The organism is Bacillus sp. LH1, from assembly GCF_057924895.1.
The window spans coordinates 4,615,968-4,633,074 of sequence record NZ_CM175007.1 but is presented as its reverse complement, the minus strand read 5'-3'; the positions used below and the strand labels follow the sequence as shown (position 1 = coordinate 4,633,074).

The 17,107-nt window shown below is 41.0% G+C and carries 18 protein-coding genes; 14 read left to right on the top strand and 4 right to left on the bottom strand.

Annotation, left to right across the window (positions count from 1 at the left end; genetic code table 11):
• Positions 1-10: 10 nt before the first annotated feature.
• Positions 11-2,197 (bottom strand): spore germination protein, encoded by a 2,187-nt coding sequence (locus ACX9TM_RS23965; protein ID WP_077393179.1) that lies wholly within the window; start codon positions 2,195-2,197, stop codon positions 11-13.
• A gap of 152 nt (positions 2,198-2,349) precedes the next feature.
• On the opposite strand from ACX9TM_RS23965, the gene ACX9TM_RS23960 reads away from it, so the two are divergent.
• Complete coding sequence (locus ACX9TM_RS23960) at positions 2,350-3,474, top strand: homoserine O-acetyltransferase family protein (protein WP_065382433.1); 1,125 nt, start codon at positions 2,350-2,352, stop codon at positions 3,472-3,474.
• 49 nt (positions 3,475-3,523) lie between these two features.
• Here the strand turns inward: ACX9TM_RS23960 and ACX9TM_RS23955 are convergent, their stop codons facing one another.
• The gene (locus ACX9TM_RS23955; RefSeq protein WP_000175905.1) at positions 3,524-3,706 is read right to left on the bottom strand and encodes a hypothetical protein; all 183 of its coding nucleotides are present in this window, start codon (positions 3,704-3,706) and stop codon (positions 3,524-3,526) included.
• A gap of 197 nt (positions 3,707-3,903) precedes the next feature.
• Here ACX9TM_RS23955 and ACX9TM_RS23950 point away from each other — a divergent pair, with 197 nt between their 5' ends.
• The 6 genes from ACX9TM_RS23950 (at position 3,904) to ACX9TM_RS23925 (ending at position 11,153) form a co-directional block, all read left to right on the top strand.
• Positions 3,904-4,209, top strand: coding sequence for a rhodanese-like domain-containing protein (locus ACX9TM_RS23950; protein ID WP_000141207.1), 306 nt, complete (start codon positions 3,904-3,906; stop codon positions 4,207-4,209).
• Between the two features lie 77 nt (positions 4,210-4,286).
• Positions 4,287-4,511 carry a spore germination protein gene (locus ACX9TM_RS23945; protein WP_000512470.1) on the top strand — a complete coding sequence of 75 codons (225 nt, stop codon included), beginning with the start codon at positions 4,287-4,289 and terminating at the stop codon, positions 4,509-4,511.
• Positions 4,512-4,531: 20 nt separating this feature from the next.
• Positions 4,532-4,855, top strand: a complete 324-nt coding sequence (locus tag ACX9TM_RS23940; protein WP_001110858.1) for a hypothetical protein — start codon at positions 4,532-4,534, stop codon at positions 4,853-4,855.
• Positions 4,856-4,971: 116 nt separating this feature from the next.
• Complete coding sequence (locus ACX9TM_RS23935; RefSeq protein WP_050279509.1) at positions 4,972-8,910, top strand: BclA-related collagen-like exosporium protein; 3,939 nt, start codon at positions 4,972-4,974, stop codon at positions 8,908-8,910.
• Positions 8,911-9,109: 199 nt separating this feature from the next.
• Positions 9,110-10,123 (top strand): GTP 3',8-cyclase MoaA, encoded by a 1,014-nt coding sequence (gene moaA, locus ACX9TM_RS23930; protein ID WP_001157119.1) that lies wholly within the window; start codon positions 9,110-9,112, stop codon positions 10,121-10,123.
• A gap of 16 nt (positions 10,124-10,139) precedes the next feature.
• Positions 10,140-11,153 (top strand): molybdopterin-synthase adenylyltransferase MoeB, encoded by a 1,014-nt coding sequence (locus tag ACX9TM_RS23925; RefSeq protein WP_001158098.1) that lies wholly within the window; start codon positions 10,140-10,142, stop codon positions 11,151-11,153.
• A gap of 37 nt (positions 11,154-11,190) precedes the next feature.
• On the opposite strand, the gene moaC is transcribed toward ACX9TM_RS23925, so the two are convergent.
• Positions 11,191-11,676: a cyclic pyranopterin monophosphate synthase MoaC gene (moaC, locus tag ACX9TM_RS23920; RefSeq protein WP_000094146.1), complete on the bottom strand. Its 486-nt coding sequence runs from the start codon at positions 11,674-11,676 to the stop codon at positions 11,191-11,193.
• A gap of 83 nt (positions 11,677-11,759) precedes the next feature.
• Here moaC and moeA point away from each other — a divergent pair, with 83 nt between their 5' ends.
• The 7 genes from moeA (at position 11,760) to ACX9TM_RS23885 (ending at position 16,436) form a co-directional block, all read left to right on the top strand.
• The gene (gene moeA, locus ACX9TM_RS23915) at positions 11,760-13,049 is read left to right on the top strand and encodes a molybdopterin molybdotransferase MoeA (RefSeq protein WP_000229690.1); all 1,290 of its coding nucleotides are present in this window, start codon (positions 11,760-11,762) and stop codon (positions 13,047-13,049) included.
• On the top strand, positions 13,019-13,534 hold the full coding sequence (gene mobB / locus ACX9TM_RS23910) for a molybdopterin-guanine dinucleotide biosynthesis protein B (protein ID WP_063220445.1): 516 nt from the start codon (positions 13,019-13,021) through the stop codon (positions 13,532-13,534). The genes moeA and mobB overlap by 31 nt, the downstream gene beginning before the upstream one ends.
• Positions 13,531-13,995 (top strand): molybdopterin synthase catalytic subunit MoaE, encoded by a 465-nt coding sequence (gene moaE / locus ACX9TM_RS23905; protein ID WP_000185942.1) that lies wholly within the window; start codon positions 13,531-13,533, stop codon positions 13,993-13,995. Before mobB ends, moaE begins: the two co-directional genes overlap by 4 nt.
• A 2-nt stretch (positions 13,996-13,997) precedes the next feature.
• Entirely contained in the window at positions 13,998-14,231 is a 234-nt protein-coding gene (gene moaD, locus ACX9TM_RS23900) for a molybdopterin converting factor subunit 1 (RefSeq protein WP_000621778.1), read from the top strand.
• A 93-nt stretch (positions 14,232-14,324) separates the two neighbouring features.
• Positions 14,325-14,744 (top strand): DUF3888 domain-containing protein, encoded by a 420-nt coding sequence (locus ACX9TM_RS23895; protein WP_000717684.1) that lies wholly within the window; start codon positions 14,325-14,327, stop codon positions 14,742-14,744.
• A gap of 35 nt (positions 14,745-14,779) precedes the next feature.
• Complete coding sequence (gene glcU / locus ACX9TM_RS23890) at positions 14,780-15,637, top strand: glucose uptake protein GlcU (protein ID WP_000350861.1); 858 nt, start codon at positions 14,780-14,782, stop codon at positions 15,635-15,637.
• Between the two features lie 13 nt (positions 15,638-15,650).
• Positions 15,651-16,436 carry a glucose 1-dehydrogenase gene (locus ACX9TM_RS23885; protein WP_000286674.1) on the top strand — a complete coding sequence of 262 codons (786 nt, stop codon included), beginning with the start codon at positions 15,651-15,653 and terminating at the stop codon, positions 16,434-16,436.
• A 70-nt stretch (positions 16,437-16,506) separates the two neighbouring features.
• Here ACX9TM_RS23885 and ACX9TM_RS23880 read toward each other — a convergent pair whose 3' ends face one another.
• Positions 16,507-17,001 (bottom strand): CarD family transcriptional regulator, encoded by a 495-nt coding sequence (locus tag ACX9TM_RS23880; protein WP_000451442.1) that lies wholly within the window; start codon positions 16,999-17,001, stop codon positions 16,507-16,509.
• Between the last annotated feature and the right edge of the window lie 106 nt (positions 17,002-17,107).

Here is a 17,107-nt window from a genome sequence, read left to right as displayed (position 1 = left end):
ACCTCGTTTCTTAATCATCAAAATCCGATCTATGTTTTGTTGAAATTCCTTTCGCAGCTTTTTTTACATGTTGTGGTCTTGCTTGCACATCTCTTGTATCAATCATTGTTAATGGAAAACGGATCCAAGAATCTTTAACTGATTGTTGCCTTGTCGGGTAAAACAAAGCGTACGGCTTACGTAAGGAAGTAAGTCTAAATAGATGAGTAAATAAAAAGATAAATCCAAGAGAAATACCGAACAATCCACCTATTTCTGCAAATATGAGAAACGGGAAGCGTAGTAATCGAACGGCATTACCCATTTTATAAATAGGTGTAATAAAGGAAGCGAGTGCTGATAGTGCAACGATAATTAATAAAATGTTACTCGTTAACCCAGCTTGTACAGATGCTTGCCCGATTACGATACCGCCTACAATACCGAGTGTTTGCCCGACTTTCATCGGTAACCTTGCGCCGGCTTCTCTTAATAAATCAATTGCAAGTTCTAAAAAGAGCGCTTCAATTAAAGGTGGGAATGGTACTTGTGCCCTTGATAAAATTAAAGTTTCAAGTAAATCACTTGGAATAAGTTCATAATGATAATTTAAAACTGCAACGTATAACGGTGTAGCGCAAATTGAAAATAGAACGGCAATTAATCTTAAAATCCTTGAAAATGTAGCGTACATCCAGGAGACGTTATAGTCTTCTGGTGAAATGAAAAAATCGAAATAGGATACAGGTGTTAGTAAAACACTTGGAGAACCATCAACGAAAATAGCGATTTTTCCATCAATTAGTGCTTTTGTAACTCTATCAGTGCGTTCTGTATTGATATAGAGAGGGAAAATCGATTTTTCACCCATCAATTCTTGTATATAAGCACTATCATTAATTTGATCATATTCAAGAGCGCGTAATGATTCCTCGAGAAAATCTACATTATCTTTTTCAGCGAGGTTGTCTAAATACATCATGACAACTTTTGTTTTGGAAAACTCGCCGATAATCATTTCTTTTGTTTGTAAATCTAAAACAGGAAGACGTTTTCGAACTAAATTAATGTTTGTATCAATATCTTCTACGAAACCTTCTTGCGGACCAATAACAGTTGATTCGTTTAAAGGAGGGGTTGGTGCACGATAATTATCAATTGCAATGTTTGCAAGCATACATTTTTGATCTTGCTGATTCAATTGAATAATCGCATGCCCTTTTAAAACCATATCCTCAATTTTTTGTAAGTCGTTCGTAATTGTAATGCCGCTCATTGGAATATGTTCTTTCAGCTCTTCTAGTGAAGCATTAGGTCGTTCCAAAAGAGTAGGCATTAAATATTTTTGTAATTTCTCTCCATCAAGCGAAGGACGATAGTAAGAAATCCAATAAGGCATCGTTTCATCGTCGGATGTATGATAATTCACAAAATCACTAGATTTTTTCAGCTTCTCTATTAAATTTTGTAAAGAATGGATACGGTCTTTTTCTGGTTTCGTAAAATCATAAATACTATTACCTTTAGAGTGTTGTTGCTTACTTTGAGAAGGTTCATCTTGCTTAGCGTTTTGTTGTTTATCTTGAGACGAATCACCTTGTTTAGCACCTTGTTGTTTATCTTGAGAGGAATCCTCTTGTTTAGTACTTTGTTGCTTATCTTGAGAGGAATCATCCTGCTTAGAGTTTTGTTGCTTATCCTGAGAAGAGTCATCTTGTTTAGAGTTTTGTTGCTTATCCTGAGAGGAATCCTCTTGTTTAGCACTTTGTTGCTTATCTTGAGAGGAATCATCCTGTTTAGAGTTTTGTTGCTTATCCTGAGAAGGTTCATCTTGTTTAGCGCTTTGTTGCTTATCCTGAGAGGAATCCTCTTGTTTAGTACTTTGTTGCTTATCCTGAGAAGAATCTTTTTGTTTAGTACTTTGTTGCTTATCCTGAGAGGAATCCTCTTGTTTAGTACTTTGTTGCTTATCCTGAGAGGAATCCTCTTGTTTAGTACTTTGTTGCTTATCCTGAGAAGAATCTTTTTGTTTAGTACTTTGTTGCTTATCCTGAGAAGAATCTTTTTGTTCGTGATTTTTACCTTTATTATGTTTCATACTTCTAGTCTGTTCTTTGTTATCATCCTCTTCATTGTTAGAATGCTGCTCCTGATTATCTGTTTCGTTTGCTTCTGGTTTATTTGATTTTTTTTTCTTACGTAACCAATTCCAAATCATGTGTATACCCTCTTTAATCTTGTAATATAGTGCTATTTTGTGGCTAATTTTGTATATTATTCATTTATTTATGAAAAGAAGAAGGAGATTAGTTTGCATGGAAAAAAATCTTTAGTAAGCAGTTCATACTATAACGGGAAGAGGGAGAATCTGTGCAAATTGTAAAAAAGGAGAAGTTTGTTTTAAAAGGGTTTACGTTTGAAAATGGCAGGGAAATTCCTGTTCAAATGGGATACGAGACATATGGTACGTTAAATAGAGAAAGGTCAAATGTGATTTTGGTTTGTCATTATTTTAGTGCAACAAGTCATGCGGCAGGAAAATATACAGTGCATGATGAGGAGTCTGGTTGGTGGGATGGGCTCATTGGACCTGGAAAAGCAATTGATACAAATAAGTATTTTGTTATATGTACAGATAATCTTTGTAATGTGCAGGTGAGAAATCCATATGTGATTACAACAGGACCGAAATCGATTAATCCAGAAACTGGAGAAGAATATGCTATGGATTTTCCGGTTTTTACATTTCTTGATGTAGCTCGTATGCAATATGAGTTAATAAAAGGTATGGGAATTTCAAGGTTAAACGCTGTAATTGGACCGTCGGCAGGGGGAATGATTGCACAACAATGGGCGGTTCACTATCCACATATGGTAGAGCGGATGATTGGCGTTATTACGAACCCACAAAATCCAATTATTACGTCAGTAAACGTAGCGCAAAATGCGATTGAAGCAATTCAACTGGATCCAAGTTGGAAAGGTGGAAAATATGGAGAAGAGCAGCCGATAAAGGGGCTTCATTTAGCAAATAGAATGATGTTTATGAACGCGTTTGATGAGCGTTTTTATGAAATGGCATTTCCTCGTAATAGTATAGAGATAGAACCTTATGAAAAGTTTTCTACACTAACATCATTTGAAAAAGAGATAAATAAAGCGACATATAGAAGTATAGAGTTAGTAGATGCAAATTCATGGATGTATACTGCAAAGGCAGTTTTATTGCATGATATTGCACATGGTTTTTCTTCATTAGAAGAATCTCTTTCTAACATAGAAGCGAATGTACTTATGATTCCATGTAAACAAGATTTGCTTCAGCCGTCTCGTTACAACTATAAAATGGTAGATATTTTGCAAAAACAAGGGAAGTATGCGGAAGTGTATGAGATAGAAAGTATAAATGGGCATATGGCGGGAGCATTTGATATTCATTTATTTGAAAAGAAAGTTTATGAATTTTTAAATCGGAAAGTATCTAGTTTTGTTTAGAAGACAAATGATGGGGAAAAGGTGCAATGTTTGTAGTAGGCACCTTTTTTTACATGATTTGTAGACGGAAAATATATGTGGCAATTGCTATACCGAAGAATGCGATACTAAGCAATAGAAATAAGAATGACATTTCTTGGGGTGATTTTATTTTTTTAGTATTTTTCATACTAAGAGTAATAATTGCAGCGATTAAGAAAATGATGCCCATTATGAAAAGGGAAAGTGTCATTTTCATTGGCTCCTTTCATAAGACAAGTATATTGAGGATACAATGCAAGAGTTATGTTTGTAAAGAATAAGTTTTGCGAGAAAATTGAGAAATAGTTTTTCGATTCTTTGCGTTCTTTCTTTTGCGTGCTAAAATTGGTAGAGAATGTTTGTGAAAAAGAAACTAAAGGTTTTATTGTATATAAGGAGGAACTACATATGACAGAAGTTAAAACAATTACTACAGAAGAGGTACAAGAGCGTTTAGAAAATGGAGAAACGTTATTTTTAGTAGACGTAAGAGAAGATGAAGAAGTAGCGGCAGGAAAGATTCCAGAAGCTGTACATATTAAAATGGGCGATATCCCACATAAAGTAGATTTCTTTAATAAAGAGAATGAATATATCTTTATTTGTCGTTCAGGAATGCGCAGTGAAAATGTATGTCATTATTTAAATGAGCAAGGATTTAAAACAGTGAATATGGTTGGCGGTATGCTTCAATATGAAGGTGAAACGAAATAGTTAATAGTTAAAAACTTGAAACGAGTCTGTTTCAAGTTTTTTTCTTTTGCATACAGTATAAAAAGGAGGAGGGGTAAATGGGGATTAATTTGCGTAAAGTAAAAATTATGAATAATACAGGAGCTGTTAATGTCGGTGACTGTTATGATATCTCGCCTTTAGCTGTAGCAAAAGTATATGCAGGTGCTGGAGGGTCGAGTGCGGCTGTTTTTTTAAATGGGAAAAGACAGCCAGAAGCAGTCATTAGAACATCAGTGTTTCTTCCGCCGTTAGCAACAAGTACACGTACATTAGGTTCATAGAGGAAAGGTAGAGTGTAATTATGCCTGCTCATATAAAAGAATTTGTTATTGTGAATAACACTGGGAATATATTTACCGGTGATAATTTGAGTGATACTTCATTTACTGCTTCGAAATCATATAGTGGTTCAATGGGGTGCACTTGGGTTGATGTTGTTACAGTAATAGGGACGGAGACGAAGCTTTGTTTACAGCCAGGTGATTCGGTGACGACAACATATACAAGAGGCACTCCTGCTGGTACTGTAACAGGAACAAATATGGGGCAAAGTGTAAATACATCGGGTATAGCACAAGCTGTCCCTAATACAGATAATATGGATTCAATTGCAGGACTCCCTTAAGGAATTAAGGGAGTTTTTATTATTTAAAATAAAAATAGTCTTGGAAATTATTTTTGTAAATAGATTAAGAAGAGGCTTATTTATTATGAAAAAGACGGTTTGTAGGTGGTGAAAGTGTGAAGAATCGTGATAATAATCGGAAGCAAAATTCGTTAAGCTCTAATTTTAGAATTCCACCAGAACTTATTGGGCCTACTTTCCCCCCTGTTCCAACTGGATTTACAGGTATAGGGATTACTGGTCCAACCGGTCCACAAGGCCCAACAGGACCTCAAGGACCAAGAGGATTACAAGGTCCGATGGGGGAGATGGGCCCGACAGGACCTCAAGGTGTGCAAGGGATACAAGGATCAGTTGGTCCAATAGGTGCAACTGGACCAGAAGGACAGCAGGGGCCACAAGGATTGAGAGGACCACAAGGAGAAACTGGAGCGACAGGACCGGGGGGTGTGCAAGGGCTACAAGGTCCGATTGGTCCAACGGGAGCGACTGGGGCACAAGGTATACAAGGGATACAGGGATTACAGGGGCCAATTGGAGCGACGGGACCTGAGGGATCTCAAGGAATTCAAGGCGTCCAAGGGTTACCGGGTGCAACTGGTCCACAAGGAATACAAGGAGCACAAGGGATACAAGGAACACCAGGACCGAGTGGAAATACAGGTGCAACCGGAGCGACTGGAGCAACTGGTCAGGGGATAACAGGCCCGACTGGAATAACAGGTCCAACTGGAATAACTGGACCATCTGGAGGACCTCCTGGTCCGACGGGGCCGACTGGTGCGACAGGTCCAGGTGGTGGACCGAGTGGAAGTACAGGTGCGACTGGAGCAACGGGGAATACTGGGGCTACAGGAAGTACAGGGGTAACAGGAGCAACGGGAAGTACAGGTCCGACTGGAAGTACGGGAGCACAGGGCTTGCAAGGAATCCAAGGGATTCAAGGACCAATTGGGCCAACAGGTCCAGAAGGTTCGCAGGGTATTCAAGGTATTCCTGGTCCGACGGGAGTAACTGGTGAACAAGGAATACAAGGAGTTCAAGGTATTCAAGGGGCAACGGGAGCAACAGGAGATCAAGGTCCACAAGGTATACAGGGGGTTATAGGGCCACAAGGGGTAACAGGGGCCACAGGAGATCAAGGTCCACAAGGTATACAAGGAGTACCAGGGCCATCAGGAGAAACAGGGCCACAGGGAGTTCAAGGGATACAAGGTCCGATGGGTGATATAGGACCAACAGGTCCAGAAGGCCCAGAGGGACTGCAGGGCCCGCAAGGAATACAAGGTGTGCCAGGGCCAGTTGGAGCGACGGGTCCAGAGGGTCCACAGGGGATACAAGGCATTCAAGGACCGGTAGGAGCAACAGGCCCACAAGGCCCACAAGGAATTCAGGGAATACAAGGTGTGCAAGGGATAACGGGAGCAACAGGAGTACAAGGAGCAACTGGAATTCAAGGGATACAAGGGGAAATAGGAGCAACGGGTCCAGAGGGGCCACAAGGAGTGCAAGGTGCTCAAGGGGCGATTGGTCCAACCGGTCCGATGGGGCCACAAGGAGTGCAAGGAGTACAAGGAATTCAAGGAGCGACGGGTGCACAAGGAGTGCAAGGTCCACAAGGAATTCAAGGAATCCAAGGCCCGACGGGGGCAACAGGAGATATGGGAGCAACTGGGGCGACAGGGGAAGGCACTACAGGCCCAACAGGAGTAACTGGTCCAACAGGGGTAACAGGCCCGTCTGGAGGACCAGCAGGACCGACCGGCCCAACGGGGCCATCAGGTCCGGCGGGAGTAACTGGTCCATCTGGTGGACCACCTGGCCCGACAGGAGCAACCGGGGCGACAGGAGTAACAGGAGATATTGGGGCGACAGGCTCAACTGGAGTGACAGGAGCGACAGGAGAAACGGGAGCAACCGGAGTGACGGGTTTACAGGGTCCGCAAGGAATCCAAGGTGTGCAGGGAGAGATAGGTCCAACAGGGCCACAAGGTGTTCAAGGTCCCCAAGGAATTCAAGGAGTAACGGGGGCCACAGGAGATCAAGGTCCGCAAGGGATTCAAGGCCCACAAGGCGACATAGGTCCAACTGGCCCACAAGGAATTCAAGGCCCACAAGGTTCTCAAGGAATCCAAGGAGCGACAGGGGGAACAGGAGCACAAGGCCCACAGGGAATACAAGGTCCGCAAGGTGACATAGGTCCGACTGGGTCACAAGGTCCAACTGGAATCCAAGGGATACAAGGAGAGATAGGTCCAACCGGCCCAGAAGGCCCAGAGGGACTGCAGGGCCCGCAAGGAATACAAGGTGTTCAAGGGCCAGTTGGAGCAACGGGTCCAGAGGGTCCTCAGGGAATACAAGGCATTCAAGGAGTGCAAGGAGCAACCGGCCCACAAGGTCCACAAGGAATACAGGGAATACAAGGTGTGCAAGGGATAACGGGAGCAACTGGAGCACAAGGAGCAACTGGAATTCAAGGGATACAAGGGGAAATAGGAGCAACCGGTCCAGAGGGGCCCCAAGGAGTGCAAGGAATACAAGGGGCGATTGGTCCAACAGGTCCGATGGGCGCACAAGGAGTGCAGGGAATACAAGGGATTCAAGGAGCAACAGGTGCACAAGGAGTGCAAGGACCACAAGGAATTCAAGGAGTGCAAGGTCCGACGGGAGCAACAGGAGATACGGGGGCAACCGGAGCGACGGGAGAAGGAACTACCGGTCCAACAGGAGTAACCGGTCCAACAGGGGTGACTGGCCCGTCAGGAGGACCAGCAGGACCGACCGGCCCAACGGGGCCATCAGGTCCGGCAGGAGTGACAGGTCCATCAGGTGGACCACCTGGCCCGACAGGAGCAACAGGTGCGACAGGAGTAACAGGAGATACCGGGGCGACAGGCTCAACTGGAGTGACAGGAGCAACAGGAGCAACGGGAGCAACCGGAGTGACGGGTTTACAGGGCCCGCAAGGAATCCAAGGTGTTCAAGGAGAGATAGGTCCAACCGGTCCACAGGGTATTCAAGGTCCCCAAGGAATCCAAGGAGTAACGGGGGCAACCGGAGCACAAGGTCCCCAAGGAATTCAAGGCCCACAAGGCGACATAGGTCCAACCGGCTCCCAAGGAATTCAAGGTCCACAAGGTCCTCAAGGAATCCAAGGAGCGACAGGGGCAACCGGGGCACAAGGCCCACAGGGAATCCAAGGTCCGCAAGGAGAGATAGGTCCGACCGGCCCACAAGGCCCACAAGGAATTCAAGGCCCGCAAGGAATTCAAGGTCCAACGGGAGCTACAGGAGCAACTGGAGCGACAGGTCCACAAGGGATTCAAGGTCCCCAAGGAATTCAAGGCCCGCAAGGAATTCAAGGTCCAACGGGAGTTACAGGAGCAACCGGAGCGACAGGTCCACAAGGAATTCAAGGCCCACAAGGAATTCAAGGCCCGCAAGGAATTCAAGGTCCAACGGGAGCTACAGGAGCAACCGGAGCGACAGGTCCACAAGGGATTCAAGGTCCCCAAGGAATTCAAGGACCGCAAGGAATCCAAGGTCCAACGGGGGCTACAGGAGCAACCGGTTCACAAGGTCCAACTGGAGATACAGGTCCAACCGGAGCTGGAGCCACTGGAGCGACCGGGGCGACTGGAGTTAGTACAACTGCAACGTATGCGTTTGCGAATAATACATCAGGAACCGCTATTTCCGTTTTATTAGGGGGTACGAACGTACCGTTACCGAACAATCAAAATATTGGACCAGGAATAACCGTTAGTGGTGGAAATACTGTATTTACAGTTGCGAATGCAGGAAACTATTATATAGCCTATACAATTAATTTAACGGCAGGTTTACTTGTAAGTTCTCGTATAACTGTAAATGGCAGTCCGCTTGCGGGAACGATAAATGCCCCGACAGTGGCTACTGGTTCATTTAGTGCAACAATAATCGCTAACTTGCCTGCTGGAGCCGCTGTTAGCTTACAGTTATTTGGAGTAGTTGCAGTAGCTACATTATCTACAGCAACGCCAGGGGCTACCCTAACTATTATTAGATTAAGTTAATAAGCAGAAAACCTTGAAACTTTTATGTTTCAAGGTTTTTTTATCTTTGTATTTGTAAGTAAACCTCGTTAACCAGGGGAGTGGATCCCCTCTAATTATTTAAAGTTTCACATTATTCTCTTGAGCAAAAACATCGCAGTTCGAAAATATATTATAATAGAATGAAAAGAAAGAAATTTGGCAGAAAGGGAGGGTGGCGATGCAGGAGATGGTTAAAGATTTTTTTGGACGCCCACTTCAAGATTTACGTATATCTGTCATTGATCGTTGCAATTTTAGATGTACATATTGTATGCCAGCGGAAATATTTGGGTCAGATTATGCTTTTTTGAAAGATGAGTTTTTACTAACTTTTGATGAAATTGAGCGTTTGGCAAAATTATTTGTTAACATTGGTGTACGAAAAATTAGAATTACTGGCGGTGAGCCACTACTTCGTAAAGATTTAACAAAACTTATTGCACGTCTTGTGAAAATTGATGGGCTAATAGATATAGGGTTAACGACAAATGCCGTACATTTAACGAAACAAGCGAAGGCATTAAAAGAAGCTGGATTACATAGAGTGAATGTTAGTTTAGATGCAATAGATGACGACATATTTAAGAATATTAATGGTCGAAATATTAATACGAAACCGGTAATTAAGGGAATTATAGCAGCTAAAGAGGCGGGGCTGGAAGTAAAGGTAAATATGGTTGTGAAAAAAGGGATGAACGATCATCAAGTACTTCCGATGGCTGCGTATTTTAAAGAGCAAGGAATCACGCTTCGGTTTATTGAGTTTATGGATGTTGGTAGTACAAATGGGTGGAATTTTGATCAAGTCGTTACAAAACGAGAATTGATTGAGATGATTCATAAGATGGATCCACTTGAGCCAGCTGAAGCGCATTACTTTGGTGAAGTTGCGAAGCGATATCGGTACGTTGGAACAAATGTTGAAGTTGGTTTTATTACATCTGTTTCTGAGTCATTTTGTGTCTCTTGTACGAGGGCGAGAATTTCGGCAGATGGAAAGTTTTATACGTGCTTATTTGCGACAGAGGGTTTGGATGTAAGAGAACTTCTTAGAGGAAATCTTTCGGATGAGGAGTTATTAAGTGTTATACAAGATGTATGGATGAATAGAAAAGATAGGTATTCGGATGAACGAACAGAAGAAAGTGCAAAAAATCGTCCGAAAATCGAAATGTCTTATATAGGAGGATAAGAAAGGGGGCTATCGCATGCAGGAGCGATATTCAAGACAAATATTATTTTCTGGTGTTGGAGAAGAAGGACAGAGAAAAATAAGAGAGAAGCATGTGCTTATTATTGGTGCTGGTGCTCTCGGTGCGGCAAATGCAGAAGCGATTGTTAGAGCAGGTGTTGGAAAAGTAACGATTGCTGACCGTGATTATGTAGAATGGAGTAATTTACAAAGACAACAACTATATACAGAAGAAGATGCAAAGCAGTATAAACCGAAGGCGATAGCGGCTGCAGAACATTTAAAAGCGATTAATTCTGAGGTGGAAATAAATCCGGTTGTGACGGATGTAACGGTGCAAGAAATGGAAGAATTAGTGAATGATGTAGATTTAATATTAGATGCGACAGATAATTTTGAAACGCGTCTTCTTATTAATGATATTTCACAAAAGTATAATATTCCGTGGATATATGGTGGGTGTGTCGGAAGCTACGGAGTAACGTATACAATTTTACCAGGGAAAACACCGTGTTTTCGCTGTTTAATGGAGCATCCAGCGAGCGGTGCAACATGTGACACAGCTGGTATTATACAACCGGCAGTACAATTAGTAGTTGCGCATCAAATTACGGAAGCGCTGAAAATATTAGTAGAAGACTTTGGTGCGCTTCGTGAAACGATGTTATCGTTTGATCTTTGGAATAATCAACAGATGGCATTTAAAGTGAATAGGCAGAAAAAAGATACTTGTTTATCTTGCGGAAGGTTACGTACATATCCGAGTTTAACATTTGAAGGACAAACGAAAACAGAAGTGTTATGTGGGCGGAATACAGTACAAATTCGCCCGGGTGTGCGGAAGAATTTTAATTTAGAAGAAATTAAAAAACGCTTACAAAGAAGCGTAGAGATAAAGGCGACACCTTATTTATTATCATTTCCGGTAGAAGAATATCGTTTTGTTTTATTTACAGATGGCAGGGCGTTCATTCATGGGACGAATGATATGAATGTAGCGAAAAGTTTATATGCAAGATATATAGGTTGAACCTAAAGGAAACCCTTTAGGCTCAACGGAGAGAGGATTATGAATTTCTCGTATAATCTCCACTTTTTCCACCTGTTTTTTCAAGTAAGTACGTTTCACCGATAATCATACCTTTATCGACAGCTTTACACATATCATACACAGTAAGAGCGGTAGCGGAAGCAGCTGTTAAAGCTTCCATTTCAACACCGGTGCTACCTTCTGTTTTAACTTTTACTTCAATGAGTAAACGATATTGTTCTTCTGATTGTTTCCAATCGAAAGAAACGTCAACACCTTTTAATAATAAAGGGTGGCACATTGGGATAATATCAGAAGTACGTTTCGCAGCCATAATGCCTGCGATTTGCGCAACTGCTAATACGTCACCTTTCCCAATTTCATTGTGAGAGATTTTATCGTAAATTTCTTTCGTAACGACAATGCTAGAGCACGCAATTGCTGTTCGAACGGTTGCTTTTTTGTCGCTTATATCAACCATTTTTGCGCGTCCTTGGTCATTGAAATGTGTAAATGAAGACATGGAATTCCTCCTTGAAGTAATTTCTATTGAATATATAAAGTTTAATCGAGATAAAAAAAATTGCAAATATGAGGTGAGAAACGATGGTAGAAAAACGAATTCCAATTCAAGTTGCTGAGGCAGTAGAACGGGTAATGAAATATGCGAAGCATGGTGAAGTAGAAGAAATTTCTATTACGGAAAGTTACGGGAGAATTCTCGGGGAAGATGTTGTCTCAGATCATGACGTTCCTCATTTTGATCGTTCCCCTTACGATGGTTTCGCCATTCGAGCAGAAGATACGAAAGAAGCAACTCAAGAGAATCCAGTTGAATTTGAAGTAATAGGAGAAATCGGGGCGGGTTCCGTTTTTTTAGAGGAAGTAGGAGCTTTTGAAGCAATTCGCATTATGACAGGAGCAGCTATTCCAGAAGATTGCAATGCAGTCGTAATGCTAGAGCTGACAGAAGGGTTTGAGAAGAACGGGAAAACATATATGAAGTTAAAACGCCCTTTTAATAACGGTGACAATGTGTCGTTTAAAGGAGAAGATATAAAACAAAATCAAGTTCTCGTTAAGAAAGGTGTTGCAATTAATCCAGGTGTTGCGGCCTTACTAGCAACGTTTGGATATAGCACGGTGAAAGTTGTAAAACAGCCTGTTGTCGGTATTGTAACGACAGGAAGTGAATTATTAGAAGTACATGAGCCGTTAGAACCGGGGAAAATTAGAAATAGTAACTCGTATATGATCGCAGCTCAAATTATGAAAGCTGGCGGGAAAGTTCGTTATTATGGTCAACTCGCGGATGAGTTAGATGCATGTTTTACAGCTGTTCAATCAGCGATGGATGAGGTCGACATTTTAATTACAACAGGCGGTGTATCAGTAGGAGATTATGACTACTTACCAGCTATTTATGAAAGATTACAGGCAAATGTACTCTTTAATAAGATAGCCATGAGGCCCGGAAGTGTAACGACAGTAGCTGAAGTTGATGGAAAGTTACTCTTTGGTTTATCAGGAAATCCGTCTGCTTGTTATGTAGGCTTTGAATTATTTGTGCATCCAATTATAAAAACGTATTTGTATGCGAAGGAACCTCACGTATATAGAGCGGATGCTATTTTACAAAAAGATTTTCCGAAGCCAAATCCATTTACTCGTTTCGTAAGAGCGAACGTAACAATTGTGGATGGGGCGTTACAAGCGATGCCGGTTGGTTTAGATAAATCGAGTGCGGTATCTTCACTTGCAGATGCGAATGCTTTTATCGTGTTACCCGGAGGAACGAGAGGATTTGAGACCGGAATGAAAGTATCCGTATTATTGTTAGAGCACTCTGAGGGATGTGAGTGGCCATGGGCGAAGCCCCTTCAATCTTACAAATAGTAGGGTATCAAAATAGCGGAAAAACGACACTTGTAGAGAAAATTGTGCATGCATTAGCCGAAAGCGAAATGAAAGTTGCTACAATTAAACATCACGGGCACGGAGGTTTTCCAGAAGTAGTGCAAAAAGATAGCGAAAGACACCGTAAAGCTGGTGCTGTTGTAAGTAGTGTAGAAGGTGCTGGATTACTTTCACTTTCTTCACTAAGAAAGAAATGGTCCTTGCAAGAAATTATTCGCTTATATGAGTTTTTTAAAGTGGATACAATTTTAATAGAGGGCTATAAAAAAGAGAACTACCCGAAAGTAGTGTTACTTCGTTCTGCGGAAGATGCTGAGCTTTTACATAAAGTAGAAAATATAGTGGCGGTTATTACGTGGTATGATGTCCCAGTAAATATACGAGAAGAATATAAAGTATTTCATATAACAGAAGAAGAGTTGTACATAGACTGGTTTTTACAAACGGTTAGGAGTGCGAAATGACAAATACATATTATGAAGTAATTGATACAGAAATCTCGATTGAAGAGGTAACGAAGAAAGTAATTCGACGTGAATGCGGTGCTGTTACAACATTTATTGGAACGGTTAGAGAGTTTACGAAAGGGCGTCGTACATTATACTTAGAATATGTCGCTTATAAAACGATGGCAGAAAAGATGCTAGAGAAAATCGGATTAGAAGTGAAAGAGAAATGGCCAGGTACACACGTTGCGATTACACATCGCATCGGTACGTTGCAAATTTCTGATATAGCGGTTGTTGTTGCTGTTTCAACACCACACCGTAAAGCGGCTTATGAAGCGAACGAATATATTATGGAACGCATAAAACAAATTGTTCCGATTTGGAAAAAGGAGTTTTGGGAAGATGGTGACTCATGGATTGGTGATCAATTAGAAAAAACACCATATCCGGCGGGGGAGCCTGGGAAGGAGCTATAAGTATGATTCGAGTATTGTTATTTGCGCACTTGCAAGAAGAAGCAGGGACAAGTGAATTACAAATAGAGAAAGAAAATATTACGGTTGCACAGTTAAAAGATGTTGTTGCGAACGAATATAATGTACCAGTTTCAGAGCCAATTATGGTTGCGATTAATGAAGAATATGCAAATGAAGATGACAGGGTCCAATCTGGTGATGTTGTTGCACTAATCCCACCAGTGAGCGGTGGTTAATATTGGATTCATTAAAACGACTTTCCTATATAGGGAAAGTCGTTTTTTTATGGCAGTTTTGAGAACACTAATCTATAGAACAAGGAGGGAATTATGAAAAAAATATGTGTAGTTATGACAATGCTATGTGCGTCTTTTTTCTCTTCTCCAAGTGATTCTTTCGCGAAAGAATCAAGAGAACAGCTTTTAGAGAGTGCATTATCAAATAGGTACTATTCAGTTATTAGACAAGTGACAGAAGATCAATATGAATGTGCTTCAGTCATAAATATAAAGCGTCTCGGCAAGAAAGATGAATTTGTTCCTAGGTATGAAGTGAAGCTACAATTTCTTACATTTCAAGGAGCGCATAATCCCCCGAACGATAAAGTTACGCTTACTTTGGAAGACCATTTAGATCACGTAAAGATAAAGAAAGTGGAGCGAGAAAAGAATGTTTCTGACGCTATTGCAGAAAAAGTTTGTGAACGGGAAAAAGAAAAAATAAAAGCTCACTCTAATGACTTAGAGTGATAACCTATGCATTTAGTAAAGAAAGGTAATGAGTGATGGATATATTTTTAGCGATTTTACCAGCTATATTTTGGGGAAGTATTGTGCTATTTAACGTAAAACTGGGCGGGGGACCGTATAGTCAAACGCTCGGAACAACGTTTGGAGCACTTATTTTCTCAATTGTTGTTTATATTTTTATGAAGCCAGTATTAACACCTACCGTTATCGGAGTTGGAGTTGTGTCAGGTTTATTTTGGGCGCTTGGTCAGGCAAATCAATTGAAAAGTATTGATTTAATGGGTGTTTCGAGGACGATGCCAATTTCAACAGGACTTCAATTAGTCGCGACGACTTTATTTGGCGTTATCGTATTTCATGAATGGTCCACGACAATATCGGTCGTCCTTGGGATTTTAGCGCTCGTTTGTATTATTATCGGTGTTATTTTAACATCGCTTCAAAGTGAAGAAGAAAAGAATGCAGAGCAAGCAGCAAACTTTAAAAGAGGTATCGTAATTTTATTAATTTCAACAGTCGGCTATTTAGTTTACGTAGTAGTGATTAGACTATTTAACGTAGATGGTTGGTCAGCTTTGTTGCCACAAGCAGTTGGTATGGTGTTAGGTGGGATTTTGCTTACCTTTAAACATCATCCATTTAATAAATATGCAATCCGAAATATTATTCCAGGATTAATTTGGGCAGCTGGAAATATGTTTTTATTCATTTCGCAGCCGCGTGTTGGAGTCGCAACAAGTTTCTCGCTATCGCAAATGGGAATTATTATTTCCACGCTTGGTGGGATCCTTATATTAGGTGAAAAGAAAACGAAACGTCAATTAACGGGTATCGTTGTCGGTATTGTTTTTATTATCGCAGCCGGAATTATGTTAGGTATAGCCAAAAGTTAAAGGAGGTATGGAAATGTATAGTGATTTAGCAGGGAAAGTTGTCGTTATTACAGGATCAGCAACTGGTCTTGGAAGAGCGATGGGAGTGAGGTTTGCTAAGGAAAAAGCGAAAGTGGTTATTAATTATCGCTCACGAGAATCAGAAGCGAATGATGTGTTAGAAGAAATTAAAAAGGTAGGCGGCGAAGCGATTGCTGTAAAAGGTGATGTAACCGTCGAATCAGATGTTGTGAATCTCATTCAATCTGCTGTGAAAGAGTTTGGTACGCTTGACGTTATGATTAATAATGCAGGGATAGAAAACGCGGTACCGTCGCATGAAATGCCGCTTGAAGATTGGAATAGGGTAATTAATACAAATTTAACAGGTGCTTTTTTAGGAAGTCGTGAAGCGATTAAATATTTTGTAGAACATGATATTAAAGGTTCTGTCATTAATATGTCTAGTGTTCATGAGAAAATTCCGTGGCCACTATTTGTGCACTATGCAGCGAGTAAGGGTGGTATTAAACTGATGACAGAAACGTTAGCGCTAGAATATGCGCCAAAAGGTATTCGAGTAAATAATATTGGACCAGGTGCAATTAATACGCCGATTAATGCAGAAAAGTTTGCTGATCCTAAAAAACGTGCTGACGTAGAAAGTATGATACCGATGGGCTATATTGGAAACCCTGAAGAAATTGCAGCAGTAGCAACTTGGCTCGCTTCTTCAGAGGCGAGTTATGTAACTGGAATTACGCTATTTGCAGATGGTGGAATGACGTTATATCCATCGTTTCAAGCTGGGCGTGGGTAATATAAAAGGACGAAGAGATAAAACTCTTCGTCCTTTTTTACAAAAAAAATAGCGGCCAGCTATTTTAAATTTAGTGATTAATTGTATCTTGAAGAAATTCTGTTGCTTGATGTTCAGTAACATTTTGTACGAGCGCGACTTCGCTAATCATCATTTTTCGTGCATTATCTAGCATTTGTTTTTCGCTCGCATTTAATGCTCTCTCTTTATTGCGGCGAAGTAAATCCCGAACAACTTCTGCGCTATCTTGCAGATTGCCGTTTTTCATTTTTTCCATATTCATTGTATATCTTTGTTTCCATGAGAGTGATGGGTCTGACTCCCCGTTTTGAAATTCAAGAAGTATATCATCTAACGTACCTCGATCAACGATATAACGAATACCCGATTTTTTTAATTGATCCATAGGAAGCATTACTTGCATATCTTTACTAATGATGCGTATCACACAATATTGACGTGAAGTACCTAATATTTCTTTCTCTTCAATTGCTTCAATGATTCCTGCACCGTGCATTGGATAAACGATTTTATCACCAATTTGAAACAAATCATCCACCTCCATATGTGGTAACCACTTTTAATGATAGCATACGTATGTAAAAATGTCAAATTTTATATAATAACATAATATTTATATTCGAGTCAATAAGATAAAGTGCTTTTTTATG

Bases quoted from the DNA above. Each gene is read 5' to 3' on its own strand.
- ACX9TM_RS23880 (WP_000451442.1), bottom strand. From the start codon at position 17,001: ATGGAGGTGGATGATTTGTTTCAAATTGGTGATAAAATCGTTTATCCA.
- glcU (WP_000350861.1), top strand. From the start codon at position 14,780: ATGGATATATTTTTAGCGATTTTACCAGCTATATTTTGGGGAAGTATT.
- moaD (WP_000621778.1), top strand. From the start codon at position 13,998: ATGATTCGAGTATTGTTATTTGCGCACTTGCAAGAAGAAGCAGGGACA.
- ACX9TM_RS23965 (WP_077393179.1), bottom strand. From the start codon at position 2,197: ATGATTTGGAATTGGTTACGTAAGAAAAAAAAATCAAATAAACCAGAA.
- moaE (WP_000185942.1), top strand. From the start codon at position 13,531: ATGACAAATACATATTATGAAGTAATTGATACAGAAATCTCGATTGAA.
- mobB (WP_063220445.1), top strand. From the start codon at position 13,019: ATGGGCGAAGCCCCTTCAATCTTACAAATAGTAGGGTATCAAAATAGC.
- ACX9TM_RS23945 (WP_000512470.1), top strand. From the start codon at position 4,287: ATGGGGATTAATTTGCGTAAAGTAAAAATTATGAATAATACAGGAGCT.
- ACX9TM_RS23940 (WP_001110858.1), top strand. From the start codon at position 4,532: ATGCCTGCTCATATAAAAGAATTTGTTATTGTGAATAACACTGGGAAT.
- ACX9TM_RS23950 (WP_000141207.1), top strand. From the start codon at position 3,904: ATGACAGAAGTTAAAACAATTACTACAGAAGAGGTACAAGAGCGTTTA.
- ACX9TM_RS23925 (WP_001158098.1), top strand. From the start codon at position 10,140: ATGCAGGAGCGATATTCAAGACAAATATTATTTTCTGGTGTTGGAGAA.
- ACX9TM_RS23955 (WP_000175905.1), bottom strand. From the start codon at position 3,706: ATGACACTTTCCCTTTTCATAATGGGCATCATTTTCTTAATCGCTGCA.
- ACX9TM_RS23895 (WP_000717684.1), top strand. From the start codon at position 14,325: ATGAAAAAAATATGTGTAGTTATGACAATGCTATGTGCGTCTTTTTTC.
- moaA (WP_001157119.1), top strand. From the start codon at position 9,110: ATGCAGGAGATGGTTAAAGATTTTTTTGGACGCCCACTTCAAGATTTA.
- moaC (WP_000094146.1), bottom strand. From the start codon at position 11,676: ATGTCTTCATTTACACATTTCAATGACCAAGGACGCGCAAAAATGGTT.
- ACX9TM_RS23885 (WP_000286674.1), top strand. From the start codon at position 15,651: ATGTATAGTGATTTAGCAGGGAAAGTTGTCGTTATTACAGGATCAGCA.
- moeA (WP_000229690.1), top strand. From the start codon at position 11,760: ATGGTAGAAAAACGAATTCCAATTCAAGTTGCTGAGGCAGTAGAACGG.